Source organism: Streptomyces sp. NPDC058198, assembly GCF_042882605.1.
Taxonomy (GTDB): Bacteria; Actinomycetota; Actinomycetes; order Streptomycetales; family Streptomycetaceae; genus Streptomyces.
Genome location: NZ_JBHVVP010000003.1, coordinates 419719 through 433674, shown reverse-complemented (window position 1 = coordinate 433674; position 13956 = coordinate 419719). Strand labels below are relative to the sequence as shown.

Genomic DNA, 13956 nt, shown 5'->3' with positions numbered 1-13956 from the left:
AGGAGGCGTGTATCGGCCGCTCCGCCACCTGAACGAGTGAACATCAAGAAGGAGTTGGCGAACAACTCTTCCCACTGAGGGCCCTTCCGGAAACTTACCTGCCGGGTGGACCTTCCGCGCGGGCTTTGGCAGGATGCGCGCCCGCAGCTTCCCCCGGCGGCTTGTGCTGGCCGAATGACAGCGGCTGACCTGGCGGTACGGGCCTGTCGGCATGGCGTGCAGAGCTCGTGAAGGAGTCGTGGGGGACGGCGGCCGGAGTCGTGCAGACTGGGATCCATGCGTATCGAATTCGCCACCGCGCCCGGCGCCACCGCACGGCCCAATGAGGACTGGACCACGGTGGCACTGCCCGCCGCGGGCGAGGGCGGGACGCTGGTCGTCCTGGACGGGGTGACACCGCCGACGGGCGACGACGGATGTGTGCACGGGGTGCCCTGGTTCACCGCCCGGTTGGGCGGCGCGCTGGCCGAACTGTCCGGTTCGCGGCGGGATATGACACTGAGCGAGATTCTGGCCACGTCGATCCTGCGCACCGCGGACGCCCATCGCGCCACCTGTGACCTTTCTCACGTACGTACCCCTCAGGCGACGGTCGTCCTGGTGCGTTGGGGCACGGACGCGGTCGAGCATCTGGTGCTCTCCGATTCGACGCTGCTGCTGGAGTCGCCGGACGGCGAGGTCCGGGCGGTGCTGGACGACCGCCTGGACCGCCTCCCGCGCGAGGCCCTCCGCTCGGTCGCCTCGGCGGACGCCCTGCGCAACACGGAGGGTGGCTACTTCACGGCCGCGGCGGATCCGGCGGTCGCGGCGAAGGCGGTGACGGGCCGCACGCCGGCCTCGGAGGTGCGTGCCGTGCTGGCCCTGACGGACGGCGCGGCCCGCTGGGTGGAGATGTTCCGGGAGGGCGGCTGGACGGACTGCCTGGCGCTGGTACGGAAGAACGGCCCGCAGGAGCTGATCGACCGGGTGCGGGCGGCGGAGTGGGCGGACCCCGAGGGGGTGGCGTTCCGCCGGTGGAAGACGAGCGATGACGCGACGGTGACATTCGTGGAGCTGTGAGGAGGGGCGACCCCCTCCTCACACCCCCCTCACCGCTCTGCCGCTGTCAGCTCTCCGCGCGGGCGTTGAGGTGGTGGAGCAGACGGGCCAGTTCCGAGACTTCGCCGCGGTCCCAGTCGGCCAGCTTCTGTACGTACATCGCGCGGCGCGCGTCCCTGACCCGCCGGAAGCGGGCCTGCCCCTCGTCGGTGATGCGGATCAGCGAGGCGCGTCCGTCGGCCGGATCGGGTTCGCGGGTGACCAGCCCCAGGTCCTCCAGGGCGCGCAGCTGCCGGCTCATCGTCGCCTTGCCGACCCCGAAGTAGCCGGCCAGCTCGGTGGCCCGCTGACAGCCGGTCTCCTCCAGCCGTACGAGCAGTCCGTAGGCGGCGGGCTCCAGCTCGGGATGGACCTCGCGTGCCATCTCGCCGGAGTTGGCGCGGGCGCGGCGCAGAAAGACCGCCAGCTCCCGTTCCAGAGCCAGGAATTCGTGGTCCACGCCACTGCTCCGGGCAGTGTCCGGCCCATTCGCCGTCCCACTCCCGTGCACGTCAGCACTCATCGCGCGCTTTTCCGCTCCTGAAAGTTTCTTTCGCCGACGACTGTTGTCGCAGCTCGGCCAGTATTTCGCAGGTTTATACCAACGGCACAGACGTGGCGCCCTTCCGTCATATGGGTCTACGTGCGCGGCTCCTTGTTGACATGCCCATTCCATTACTTGTCATCAGGTCATGGGAACGCGAACGGCCGCGGCCCGGGACTTTCGTTCCGGGCCGCGGCCGTTCGCCGCGTGGGGTCTCAGGCCGCCGCCGAGACCATCACCTCTGCCGGGGAGAGCGCGATCTCCAGGACCTGGCGGACATCCGTCACCGGGTGGACCTCCAGCTTCTCCAGGATCTCGGCCGGGACGTCGTCCAGGTCGGCTTCGTTCCGCTTGGGGATCACGACGGTCGTGAGGCCCGCGCGGTGGGCGGCCAGGAGTTTCTGCTTGAGGCCGCCGATGGGCAGGACACGGCCGGTCAGCGAGACCTCGCCGGTCATGGCGACATCCGTACGGACCAGGCGGCCGCTCAGAAGCGAGGCGAGAGCCGTCGTCATCGTGATGCCCGCGCTCGGGCCGTCCTTAGGCACCGCGCCCGCCGGGAAGTGGATGTGCACACCCCGGTCCTTCAGGTCGGCGACCGGCAGCTCCAGTTCGGCGCCGCGCGAGCGGAGGAAGGAGAGCGCGATCTGCGCCGACTCCTTCATCACGTCACCGAGCTGTCCGGTCAGGGTCAGCCCCGAGCCGCCCGTCTCCGGGTCGGCGAGCGACGCCTCGACGTAGAGGACGTCACCGCCCGCGCCGGTGACCGCGAGGCCCGTGGCCACGCCCGGCACCGCCGTGCGGCGCTCGGCCGGGTCCTGGGCGGACTCGGGCACATGGTGCGGCCGGCCGATCAGCTTGCGCAGCTGGTCGGCGCCGAGCGTGAACGGCAGCTCACGCTCGCCCAGTTCGTGTTCGGCCGCGACCTTGCGGAGCAGCCGGGCGATGGAACGCTCCAGGTTTCGTACGCCCGCCTCACGGGTGTACTCGCCCGCCAGCTTGCGCAGCGCGTCGTCCCGCAGGGTGACCTCGCCGGGCTCCAGGCCCGCCCGCTCCAGCTGCCTGGGCAGCAGGTGGTCCCTGGCGATGACGACCTTCTCGTCCTCCGTGTAGCCGTCGAGCCTGACCAGCTCCATACGGTCGAGCAGCGCCTCGGGGATGGCTTCCAGGACGTTCGCCGTGGCGAGGAACACCACGTCGGACAGGTCGAGCTCCACCTCCAGGTAGTGGTCGCGGAAGGTGTGGTTCTGCGCGGGGTCCAGGACTTCGAGCAGCGCCGCGGCCGGGTCGCCGCGGAAGTCGGAGCCGACCTTGTCGATCTCGTCGAGCAGGACGACCGGGTTCATCGAACCGGCTTCCTTGATCGCCCGCACGATACGGCCGGGCAGGGCGCCGACGTACGTACGCCGGTGGCCGCGGATCTCCGCCTCGTCCCGGACACCGCCGAGCGCGACGCGGACGAACTTCCGGCCCATGGAGTGCGCGACGCTCTCACCGAGCGAGGTCTTGCCGACGCCGGGCGGGCCGACCAGGGCCAGCACGGCGCCGCCGCGACGGCCGCCGACCACACCGAGGCCACGGTCCGCGCGCCGCTTGCGCACGGCCAGGTACTCGGTGATCCGTTCCTTCACGTCCTCCAGGCCCGCGTGCTCGGCGTCGAGGACGGCCTGAGCGCCTCTGATGTCGTACTCGTCCTCGGTCCGCTCGTTCCAGGGCAGTTCGAGCACGGTGTCGAGCCAGGTGCGGATCCAGGAGCCCTCGGGGCTCTGGTCGGACGAGCGCTCCAGCTTCTCGACCTCCTTGAGGGCGGCTTCCCGCACCTTCTCGGGGAGGTCGGCGGCCTCGACGCGGGTCCGGTAGTCGCCGGACTCGTCGTCGTCGCCCTCGCCGTTGATCTCGCGCAGTTCCTTGCGTACGGCTTCGAGCTGGCGCCGCAGCAGGAACTCGCGCTGCTGCTTGTCGACGCCCTCCTGGACGTCCTTGGCGATGGACTCGGCGACATCCTGCTCCGCGAGGTGTTCGCGCAGCTGCTGGGTGGCGAGCTTGAGGCGGGTCACCGGGTCGGCGGTCTCTAGCAGCTCGACCTTCTGAGCGGTGGAGAGGAACGGTGAGTAACCGGAATTGTCGGCGAGCGTGGACACGTCGTCGATCTGCTGGACGCGGTCCACGACCTGCCAGGCCCCGCGCTTCTTGAGCCAGTCGGTGGCGAGAGCCTTGTATTCCTTGATCAGATCGGTCACGGATCCGGGCAGCGGGTCGGGCGTGATCTCTTCGACGCTGATCCCCTCGATCCAGAGGGCCGCGCCGGGCCCGGTCGTACCGGCGCCGATCCGCACACGGCCGCGGCCGCGGATCAGCGCGCCGGGGTCGCCGTCGGAGAGCCGGCCGACCTGCTCGACGGTGCCCAGCACGCCGGTGCCGGCGTAGGTCCCGTCGATGCGCGGCACGAGCAGCACCTTGGGCTTGCCCGTACCCCCGTCGTCAGCGCGGGCGGCCGCTTGCGCGGCCTCCACGGCAGCACGGACTTCGGTGTCGGACAGGTCCAGCGGCACCACCATTCCGGGCAGCACGACCTCGTCGTCGAGCGGCAGCACGGGAAGCGTGAGCGGTGTGGACGTGGCAGCCATGATCTCCCCTTCGGCAGTCAAGTTGAGCTATACCGACTCAATGCATGTGAGCCCCCGGATGTTCCCCCGGCCCCGTTCGCTCTGAGCGATCAGCAGCTGCCGCATGGTGTGCAACGCGCACGCCTCACCGTCCATGCCCCGGACGGAGATACCGGACGGAGATATCAGTTGCCGCCCGCGTGGGAGCGCTCGATACTTCCGCGATGAACGGTCCCGGCACCCCGCTCACTCCGGCCCAGCGCGCCGCGCTCCAGCATGTGCGGACGACCGCGGTGGCACGCTCCGAGGCCCGTCCCGCCAGGATCGACGCCCGGGAAGCCGGCGCGCTCACCGCGCTGATGCGTGCGCATGCGCGCATCACCCTCAACTTCCACCCGGACCGGCTCCTCGCGGACGGCACGACGATCGCCGGGTCCATGGCGCGGGACGGCCGCTATCGCAGCCAGTACGAGACCGGTCTTTCCAACGGCAGCCGCTCCGCCGTCCCCGGCGGGGCCAGGGACGGCTGGGAGGAGCGGCTGTTCGGCGGGGCGTACCACGCGCCCGGGGTCCGGCCCTGTGACCGGCCCAAGTACGGGGCCGTCAATCTGTACGGCCACCCCGACGGAGCCTCCCCGCGCTTCGGCTCCTGTCATGTACGGCTGCGCCCGGAGATCAACGACCGCGCGACGTACTGCCACGGCGACAGCCATGCGGCGCCCGCCGACGTGGGCACCATCGACGCGTTCAGCTGTGTGCTGGCGGGGCTGCTGGAGGAGCGGCCGGACGCCGCCGAGGTCATCGCGAAGCTGCCGTACGCCACCGGAGCGGACCCCGCCGACGGCGGCGCCGCCGCATATCCGGGCCGGAAGCTCGACGAATACATCGAGGCGCAGGTCCACGGCGACCTCGATCTCGCGGCCGACGCGGAAGCCCTCGTCCTGGACCCGTCGTTCCGCGGCACGGAGACCGGCCGGCTGCTGACCGGCATGGCACGGCGGTGCGGCATCGCGGTGGAGTGGCACACCGGATTCGTCCTCGCGCCGGACGAGGTGACCGCGGAGTTCCGCGGCCCGATGATGGTTCCGCTCGCCGCCCGGGTCTGTCGCTCGTACGCACGTGCGGGCATGCTCGACGCCGAGGTGCTGGGGCGTGCGGCGGCCTCGGTCGTACGGGAGCCGGGGGCATGGGCCGAATGGGGGACGCAGGACGAGATGCTGCAGTACGTCAAGCAGCTCTGGCACGTGCTGGTGCGGTACGGACGACAGATGGGGGAGGTACCGGAATGAGGCGGATCACCGGGGCGGCCGGGGTGGCGCTGGCGGGATTACTGCTGGTGGGATGCGGCGCGGGTGGTACGGAACCGCCGAGCGGGCGCGGTACGGAATCGAGCGGCCCGACGGCGACCGCGGCCCCCTCCGGGACGGCGACCGCGCCGGACCCGGCGACGTCGGAATCCCCCTCCCAGGACCTCCCCGCGTCGCGCGGCGAGACCCTCCTCACCGTCACCAGGACCGGCGGTATCGCCGGACGCCACGACATCGTGGTGGTGTACGCGGACGGCACGTACACCACCCTCGTCAAGGGCCGCACGACCGGCTCGGGAAAGATGCGGCCCGCCGCCCTCACCAAGCTGCGGGACGCCCTGGCGGCCTCGGGCATCGAACGGCTCCCCCGCGTGCTCTACGACCGGCCCGCCCCCGACGCCTTCCTCTACGCCATCAGCCACGGGGGCGATGAAGTGGTGATGTCCGACGCGGAGCCGGTGCCCGGCCTGCGACGCGTCATCGCGGCGACGCCGCTGCCCTCCTGACCCGGCGGACGGCCGGCCAGCAGGCGACGCCGATCGCCAGCGCCGTCGGATGGCCCCAATCGGTGATCGGATCCCGGTAGGCCAGCAGTTCCTGGGCCAGCATCAGGGCGACCGCCCCGAGCAGGGGCCATCTGACGATCGGCGCGAGCAGCCCGGCCAGCGCCCCGACACTCGCCATCAGCCCGAAGCTGATGCCGTAGTCGAGGCGGTGCAGGGAGGTGGTGGGCAACTGCCCGGCCAGTACGGCGAGCCCGATCGGGATCTCGGTCGCCAGGGTCGCTCCGACATGCCCGAGCAGAAAGACCCCGGCCGTACGCGGGCCGCCGATACGGCGCTCCAGCGCGGTCAGGACGAGGACGAGCCCCACGGCGTACGGGGAGGCAGGCCCGCCCGCGATCCACAGCGCGCTGGCGAGCAGCACCAGCACGGGGTGGTGGACGAGATGCGCGACGTCCGTGCTGGATCCGCGCAGCAGCGCGGAGACCGTGGCGGGATCGCCGTACGCGGTGAAGAACGAGGTGGCGAGCAGGACGAGGGCGTAGCCGAAGGTGAACGGGGTGCCTCTGGGGCCGGGTATCAGCGCCAGAGGCACCCCGATGCGCCACCGCAGCGGTGGTACGTCCCCGAACAGCGCGGCCCCGGCCCTTGCCGACGGAGTCCTTGCCTGCGGAGTCCTTGAGGAGACCGCCTCCTCAGGAGGAGCCGTCCGCACCCGGACCACCGCGGTCCGCTGGCGGGGAAACCCGGCCGGCCGTACGCCGTCCAGCCGTACGCCGTCGAGTCGTGCGCCGTCCTCGATCCGGCGTATAGCGAGTCTGTTCACCGCGGCTCCTTCCGCAGGGACCGTGCCGAACGCTCCCCGGCCGGCGCGACGGCTCCCGACCGCGTCTATGACGTCGGCCACACCCGACCACCTTCTCCTCACCCCCCGCGTGGCGCCACCGAAACGGATTGCCGCCTTCCGTCCTGCCCGGTCAGGATGGCCGGGACAGCATCCGCCGCACGAGGAGGTCCCCACCGTGTCAGAGCCCGAGCCCCCGTCCGCCGCAGGCGCCGAGCCCGGCGGCGAAGCCGGCACCGAGCCCGTCACGCTGGACCGTCGTGACGGACCGTACGGGGAGATCGTCCTGCGGCAGCGTGGCAAGCGGCTGGAGATCATCGCCAACGGCTGCTTCCTGATGGACACCTCGGACGGACGTTCCGAGCGGCGGCTGATCGACGCGGCGCTCGCCGCGCTCCCCGCCGAGCGCCGCGACCGGCTGCCGTCCGTCCTGGTCGGAGGCCTTGGCGTGGGCTTTTCGCTCGCGCACGCCGCCGCCGATCCCCACTGGGGCCGGATCGTGGTCGTCGAGCGCGAACAGGCCGTCATCGACTGGCACCACCAGGGTCCGCTCGCCCGGATCTCCGGCGCGGCGCTCGCCGATCCGCGCGTGGTGATCCTGCACACCGACCTGCTGGAACATGTACGGACGACTACGGACAGCTACGACGCGCTCTGCCTGGACATCGACAACGGACCCGACTGGACCGTCACCGACAGCAACGGGAACCTGTACGCACCGGACGGACTCGCCCACTGCCTGGCGCGGCTGAATCCAGGGGGTGTCCTCGCCGTATGGTCGGCGCAGCCCTCCCCCGCTTTCGACGAAGCATTACGTAATGCCGGATTCACTGGGGTAAGGACGGAAGAGATCCAGGTTGCCCGAGGCGTACCCGACGTCATCCATCTCGCTGTTCGCACTGCGTAGCCGCGACCCTCCCGCTGCCTCTACGCTGCTCCCCACACACACGGATCTCCATCTCCATGGAGATCGGAGATCAAGGATCGCGGAACGCGTACCAGGGGCGGGGCGATGGAGCAGACACACACCAGCCACAGCGGAGTCGCGGCCACGCCCGGCGCCCAGCGCCGGGTCCTCGTCGTCGAGGACGACGCGACGATCGTCGACGCCATCGCCGCGCGGCTACGGGCCGAGGGCTTTCTGGTGCAGACGGCGGTGGACGGCCCCGCGGCCGTCGACGCGGCCGAGGCGTGGCAGCCGGACGCGATGGTCCTCGACGTCATGCTGCCCGGCTTCGACGGCCTGGAGGTCTGCCGTCGCGTGCAGGCGCAGCGCCCGGTGCCGGTGCTGATGCTGACGGCCCGCGACGACGAGACCGACATGCTGGTCGGCCTCGGGGTCGGCGCCGACGACTACATGACCAAGCCGTTCTCCATGCGGGAGCTGGCGGCCCGGGTGCACGTACTGCTGCGCCGGGTGGAGCGCGCGGCGCTCGCCGCGGTGACACCGCGCAGCGGCATCCTGCGCCTGGGCGAGCTGGAGATCGACCACGCGCAGCGCCGGGTGCGGGTGCGCGGCGAGGACGTCCATCTGACGCCCACCGAGTTCGATCTGCTGGTCTGCCTGGCGAACACACCGCGCGCGGTGCTGTCCCGTGAGCAGCTGCTCGCCGAGGTGTGGGACTGGGCGGACGCCTCGGGCACCCGTACCGTCGACAGCCACATCAAGGCACTGCGCCGGAAGATCGGCGCCGAGCGGATCCGTACCGTGCACGGTGTCGGTTACGCGCTGGAGACCCCCGCGCCGTGACCCGGCCCGGGGGCGGCGGCGGCGCCGACGGAGAAGGACGCAGACGCGGGCCGGGGCACGACAGAGCCGGCCCCGGCAGGGGAACCCGGAGCGGCGCCACGGGCGGCCCCGAGCGAACGGGGCTGCGGCCCTTCTCCATCAAGACCAAGCTCGGCACCCTCGTCGTCGTCTCCGTCTTCATCACCACCGGGCTGCTGATGGTGGCCCTGCGCACCGAGACCGAGCTGCGCTTCATCACCGTCTTCTCGGTGATCGCCACCCTCCTGATCACCCAGTTCGTGGCCCATGGCCTCACCGCCCCGCTCGACGAGATGAACACCGTCGCCAAGGGCATATCGCACGGTGACTACACCCGCCGGGTGAGCGGCGCGGACCGCCGTGACGAGCTGGGTGACCTCGCCTCCACGATCAATCGCATGGCCGACGACCTGGAGGCCGTGGACCGGCACCGCAAAGAGCTGGTCGCCAATGTCTCGCACGAGCTGCGCACCCCCATCGCGGCCCTGCGCGCCGTGCTGGAGAACGTCGTCGACGGGGTGTCGGCCGCCGACCCCGAGACCATGCTCACGGCCCTGAGGCAGACGGAGCGGCTCGGCAGGCTGACCGAGACGCTGCTCGACCTGTCCCGGCTGGACAGCGGTGTCGTACCGCTGAAGGCGCGGCGCTTCGAGGTGTGGCCGTATCTCTCCGGCGTGCTCAAGGAGGCCAATCTGGCCTCCTCGCAGCGCGGGCTGAGCTCCGGCTCCGGCAATCACACCCGTACGGACGTACATCTGCATCTGGATGTCTCGCCGCCCGAGCTGACCGCGCACGCGGACGCGGAGCGGCTGCATCAGGTGGTCGCCAATCTGATCGACAACGCCGTCAAGCACAGCCCGCCGCACGGCCGCGTCACGGTCCGGGCCCGGCGCGGCGCCCAGCCGGAGTCCCTGGATCTGGAGGTCCAGGACGAGGGCCCTGGGATCCCGGAGCAGGAGCGGCACCGGGTCTTCGAGCGGTTCAACCGGGGCAGCGCGGCGGCTCCGCACGGTCCGGGCAGCGACGGCGGTACGGGTCTCGGCCTGGCAATCGCGCGCTGGGCGGTGGATCTGCACGGCGGGCGCATCGGGGTGGCCGAATCCGCTCGTGGCTGCCGGATACAGGTCACTCTTCCGGGAATCCCCCGGGCACGCGGTTGACGTAGGGTTCGAACGTACAGCGCGCGGCTTACGGGTACGGGGCCCGGAACGGGCGGGCACGGGCCACGGACCCACCGTGGCCTGGGATTTGTGGGTGCCAGGCGCACCGGAACCCGGCTAGTTTCCCGCCAATTCATACGCTGAAACCCGCCGTCCGATGTGACTTGCGCGACGATGCCCCGCCCGGTCTCCATCTGTCGGCCAGGAAGGCGTAGCCTTGATTCCCGCTGTCCATCACCTTGTGAAGCGGAAGAGGGCGGTTCACGCCGTGTCGTCTCAGTCCCCCAGTAACGCGAGCATCTCGACCGACGAAGACGGGCAGGGGAAGAACCCTGCCGCTGCCTTCGGTGCCAATGAATGGCTCGTCGACGAGATCTACCAGCAGTACCTCCAGGATCCGAATTCGGTCGACCGTGCCTGGTGGGACTTCTTCGCCGACTACAAGCCGGGCACGCCCGGCACGGCGGACAAGCCCGTCGATACCGCAGCCGCGGGGGCTGCGGTGCCCACGACCCCGGCCGCCACCCCGGCCCCTGCCGCGCCCACCGCTCCGGCGACGCCCGCGGCCGCGGCCCCGACCCAGGCAGCCGCCCCGGCCGCGGCTCCCGCCGCGCCGGCCAAGCCCGCGGCCGCCGCCCCCGCCCAGCCCGCGCCCGCCCCGGCGCAGCCGGCCGCCACCAAGCCCGCCGCGGCCCCCGCCCCGGCTCCGGCCAAGGCCGCCGCCAACGGCAGCGCGGCCACGGGAACGGACGCCGGCCCCGAGTATGTGACGCTGCGTGGCCCCTCGGCCGCCGTCGCGAAGAACATGAACGCCTCGCTGGAGCTGCCCACGGCCACGTCCGTGCGCGCCGTCCCGGTGAAGCTGCTCTTCGACAACCGCATCGTCATCAACAACCACTTGAAGCGTGCGCGCGGCGGCAAGATCTCCTTCACGCACCTCATCGGCTACGCGATGGTGCAGGCGCTCAAGGCCATGCCGTCGATGAACCACTCCTTCGCGGAGCGGGACGGCAAGCCGACCCTGGTCAAGCCCGAGCATGTGAACCTCGGTCTCGCCATCGACCTGGTGAAGCCGAACGGCGACCGCCAGCTCGTCGTCGCCGGCATCAAGAAGGCCGAGACGCTCAACTTCTTCGAGTTCTGGCAGGCGTACGAGGACATCGTCCGCCGCGCCAGGAACAACAAGCTGACGATGGAGGACTTCACCGGAGTCACCGCGTCGCTGACCAACCCGGGCGGTATCGGCACCGTCCACTCCGTGCCGCGTCTGATGCCCGGCCAGGGCCTCATCCTGGGCGTCGGCGCGATGGACTACCCGGCGGAGTTCCAGGGCACCTCGCAGGACACCCTGAACAAGCTGGGCATCTCCAAGGTCATGACGCTGACCTCGACGTACGACCACCGCGTCATCCAGGGCGCCGCCTCCGGCGAGTTCCTGCGGATCCTCAGCCAGCTGCTCCTCGGCGAGAACGACTTCTTCGACGAGATCTTCAAGGCGCTGCGTATCCCGTACGAGCCGGTCCGCTGGCTCAAGGACATCGACGCCTCGCACGACGACGACGTCACCAAGCCCGCCCGCGTCTTCGAGCTGATCCACTCCTACCGGGTGCGCGGCCATGTCATGGCCGACACCGACCCGCTGGAGTACCGCCAGCGCAAGCACCCCGACCTGGACATCACCGAGCACGGGCTCACGCTGTGGGACCTGGAGCGCGAGTTCGCGGTCGGCGGCTTCGCCGGCAAGTCCATGATGAAGCTGCGCGACATCCTGGGTGTGCTGCGCGAGTCGTACTGCCGCACCACCGGCATCGAGTTCATGCACATCCAGGACCCGAAGCAGCGCAAGTGGCTGCAGGACCGGGTGGAGCGTCCGCGCGCCAAGCCGGAGCGCGAGGAGCAGCTGCGGATCCTGCGCAGGCTCAACGCGGCCGAGGCCTTCGAGACCTTCCTGCAGACGAAGTACGTCGGCCAGAAGCGCTTCTCGCTGGAGGGCGGCGAGTCCGTCATCCCGCTGCTCGACGCGGTCATCGACTCCGCCGCCGAGTCGCGCCTCGACGAGGTCGTCATCGGGATGGCCCACCGCGGCCGCCTGAACGTCCTCGCGAACATCGTGGGCAAGTCGTACGCCCAGATCTTCCGGGAGTTCGAGGGCAATCTCGACCCGAAGTCGATGCACGGCTCCGGCGACGTGAAGTACCACCTGGGCGCCGAGGGCACCTTCACCGGGCTGGACGGCGAGCAGATCAAGGTCTCGCTGGCCGCGAACCCCTCCCACCTGGAGGCGGTCGACCCGATCCTGGAGGGCATCGCCCGCGCCAAGCAGGACATCATCAACAAGGCGGGCACGGACTTCACGGTCCTGCCGCTCGCGCTCCACGGCGACGCGGCCTTCGCCGGCCAGGGTGTCGTCGCCGAGACGCTCAACATGTCCCAGCTGCGCGGCTACCGCACCGGCGGCACGGTCCACATCGTGATCAACAACCAGGTCGGCTTCACCGCCTCCCCGGAGTCGTCGCGTTCCTCCATGTACGCGACCGATGTCGCCCGCATGATCGAGGCGCCGATCATCCATGTGAACGGTGACGACCCGGAGGCCGTGGTCCGCGTCGGCCGTCTCGCCTTCGAGTTCCGCCAGACGTTCAACAAGGACGTCGTGATCGACCTCATCTGCTACCGCCGCCGCGGTCACAACGAGGGCGACAACCCGCAGTTCACCAACCCGCAGATGGTCCGGCTGATCGACAAGAAGCGCTCGGTGCGCAAGCTCTACACCGAGTCGCTGATCGGCCGCGGCGACATCACGCTGGAAGAGGCGGAGCAGGCGCTCCAGGACTTCCAGGGCCAGCTGGAGAAGGTCTTCGCGGAGGTCCGCGAGGCCACCTCGCAGCCCGCCCCGGCCCATGTCCCGGACGTCCAGGCCGAGTTCCCGGTGTCCGTCACGACGGCGGTCTCCCAGGAGATGGTCAAGCGGATCGCCGAGTCGCAGGTCAACATCCCCGACACGGTCACCGTGCACCCGCGTCTGATGCCGCAGATGCAGCGTCGCGCGTCCTCGGTGGAGGACGGCACGATCGACTGGGGCATGGGCGAGACCCTGGCCATCGGCTCGCTGCTGATGGAGGGCACGCCCGTCCGGCTCTCCGGCCAGGACACCCGCCGCGGCACGTTCGGCCAGCGGCACGCGGTCCTGGTCGACCAGGAGTCCGGCGAGGACTACACCCCGCTGCAGTACCTCTCCGAGGAGCAGGCCCGTTACAACGTCTACGACTCGCTGCTCAGCGAGTACGCGGCGATGGGCTTCGAGTACGGCTACTCCCTGGCCCGCCCCGACGCGCTGGTCATGTGGGAGGCCCAGTTCGGTGACTTCGTCAACGGCGCGCAGTCCGTCGTCGACGAGTTCATCTCCTCGGCCGAGCAGAAGTGGGGCCAGACCTCCGGCGTCACGCTGCTGCTGCCGCACGGCTACGAGGGCCAGGGCCCGGACCACTCGTCCGCCCGCCCCGAGCGCTTCCTCCAGATGTGCGCCCAGCACAACATGACGGTCGCCATGCCGACCCTGCCGTCGAACTACTTCCACCTGCTGCGCTGGCAGGTCCACAACCCGCACCACAAGCCGCTCGTCGTCTTCACCCCGAAGTCGATGCTGCGTCTGAAGGCCGCGGCGTCCAAGGCGGAGGAGTTCACCACCGGCGGCTTCCGCCCGGTGATCGGCGACGTGAGCGTGGACCCGAACGCGGTCCGCAAGGTCGTCTTCTGCACCGGCAAGGTCTACTACGACCTGGACGCCGAGCGTCAGAAGCGTGGCGTCACGGACACCGCGATCCTGCGCCTGGAGCGCCTGTACCCGCTCCCGGGTGCCGAACTGCAGGCCGAGATCGCCAAGTTCCCGAACGCCGAGAAGTACCTGTGGGCGCAGGAGGAGCCGGCGAACCAGGGTGCCTGGCCGTTCATCGCGCTCAACCTGATCGACCACCTGGACCTGGCGGTCGGCGCCGACATCCCGCACGACGAGCGTCTGCGCCGCATCTCGCGTCCGCACTCCTCGTCCCCCGCGGTCGGCTCGGCCAAGCGCCACCAGGCGGAGCAGCAGCAGCTGGTCAGCGAGGTCTTCGACGCCTGACGGCGCTGAGGACAGTACGACGCTGAG

Annotated in this window: 10 protein-coding genes; 7 read left to right on the top strand and 3 right to left on the bottom strand. The window is 70.5% G+C overall.

Annotated features, from left to right (window positions below):
* Window positions 1-276: 276 nt before the first annotated feature.
* Entirely contained in the window at window positions 277-1059 is a 783-nt protein-coding gene (locus ACFVWW_RS14225) for a protein phosphatase 2C domain-containing protein (RefSeq protein WP_386878162.1), read from the top strand.
* Window positions 1060-1105: 46 nt separating this feature from the next.
* Here ACFVWW_RS14225 and ACFVWW_RS14220 read toward each other — a convergent pair whose 3' ends face one another.
* Together ACFVWW_RS14220 and lon are read right to left on the bottom strand one after the other, a co-directional pair.
* Window positions 1106-1600 (bottom strand): MarR family winged helix-turn-helix transcriptional regulator, encoded by a 495-nt coding sequence (locus ACFVWW_RS14220; RefSeq protein WP_384193544.1) that lies wholly within the window; start codon window positions 1598-1600, stop codon window positions 1106-1108.
* Between the two features lie 236 nt (window positions 1601-1836).
* Window positions 1837-4248 carry an endopeptidase La gene (gene lon, locus ACFVWW_RS14215; RefSeq protein ID WP_384193769.1) on the bottom strand — a complete coding sequence of 804 codons (2412 nt, stop codon included), beginning with the start codon at window positions 4246-4248 and terminating at the stop codon, window positions 1837-1839.
* 203 nt (window positions 4249-4451) lie between these two features.
* Between lon and ACFVWW_RS14210 the strand changes: the two genes are divergently transcribed.
* Both ACFVWW_RS14210 and ACFVWW_RS14205 read left to right on the top strand, forming a co-directional pair.
* The gene (locus ACFVWW_RS14210) at window positions 4452-5516 is read left to right on the top strand and encodes a DUF3626 domain-containing protein (RefSeq protein ID WP_386878161.1); all 1065 of its coding nucleotides are present in this window, start codon (window positions 4452-4454) and stop codon (window positions 5514-5516) included.
* Entirely contained in the window at window positions 5513-6040 is a 528-nt protein-coding gene (locus ACFVWW_RS14205) for a hypothetical protein (protein ID WP_384336800.1), read from the top strand. Before ACFVWW_RS14210 ends, ACFVWW_RS14205 begins: the two co-directional genes overlap by 4 nt.
* On the opposite strand, the gene ACFVWW_RS14200 is transcribed toward ACFVWW_RS14205, so the two are convergent.
* A complete protein-coding gene (locus ACFVWW_RS14200) occupies window positions 6012-6863 on the bottom strand; it encodes a rhomboid-like protein (RefSeq protein WP_386878160.1) in 852 nt (283 codons plus the stop codon). The genes ACFVWW_RS14205 and ACFVWW_RS14200 overlap by 29 nt on opposite strands.
* A gap of 268 nt (window positions 6864-7131) precedes the next feature.
* On the opposite strand from ACFVWW_RS14200, the gene ACFVWW_RS14195 reads away from it, so the two are divergent.
* The 4 genes from ACFVWW_RS14195 to ACFVWW_RS14180 all read left to right on the top strand — a co-directional run bounded on the left by ACFVWW_RS14195 (window position 7132) and on the right by ACFVWW_RS14180 (window position 13929).
* A complete protein-coding gene (locus ACFVWW_RS14195; protein WP_384193784.1) occupies window positions 7132-7788 on the top strand; it encodes a spermidine synthase in 657 nt (218 codons plus the stop codon).
* A gap of 105 nt (window positions 7789-7893) precedes the next feature.
* Window positions 7894-8631 carry a response regulator transcription factor gene (locus tag ACFVWW_RS14190; RefSeq protein WP_384193778.1) on the top strand — a complete coding sequence of 246 codons (738 nt, stop codon included), beginning with the start codon at window positions 7894-7896 and terminating at the stop codon, window positions 8629-8631.
* A gap of 122 nt (window positions 8632-8753) precedes the next feature.
* The gene (locus ACFVWW_RS14185) at window positions 8754-9809 is read left to right on the top strand and encodes an ATP-binding protein (protein WP_384193787.1); all 1056 of its coding nucleotides are present in this window, start codon (window positions 8754-8756) and stop codon (window positions 9807-9809) included.
* A 268-nt stretch (window positions 9810-10077) separates the two neighbouring features.
* Complete coding sequence (locus ACFVWW_RS14180; protein ID WP_389679624.1) at window positions 10078-13929, top strand: multifunctional oxoglutarate decarboxylase/oxoglutarate dehydrogenase thiamine pyrophosphate-binding subunit/dihydrolipoyllysine-residue succinyltransferase subunit; 3852 nt, start codon at window positions 10078-10080, stop codon at window positions 13927-13929.
* Window positions 13930-13956: the final 27 nt, after the last annotated feature.

Bases quoted from the DNA above. Each gene is read 5' to 3' on its own strand.
- ACFVWW_RS14210 (WP_386878161.1), top strand. From the start codon at position 4,452: ATGAACGGTCCCGGCACCCCGCTCACTCCGGCCCAGCGCGCCGCGCTC.
- ACFVWW_RS14225 (WP_386878162.1), top strand. From the start codon at position 277: ATGCGTATCGAATTCGCCACCGCGCCCGGCGCCACCGCACGGCCCAAT.
- ACFVWW_RS14220 (WP_384193544.1), bottom strand. From the start codon at position 1,600: ATGAGTGCTGACGTGCACGGGAGTGGGACGGCGAATGGGCCGGACACT.
- lon (WP_384193769.1), bottom strand. From the start codon at position 4,248: ATGGCTGCCACGTCCACACCGCTCACGCTTCCCGTGCTGCCGCTCGAC.
- ACFVWW_RS14205 (WP_384336800.1), top strand. From the start codon at position 5,513: ATGAGGCGGATCACCGGGGCGGCCGGGGTGGCGCTGGCGGGATTACTG.
- ACFVWW_RS14190 (WP_384193778.1), top strand. From the start codon at position 7,894: ATGGAGCAGACACACACCAGCCACAGCGGAGTCGCGGCCACGCCCGGC.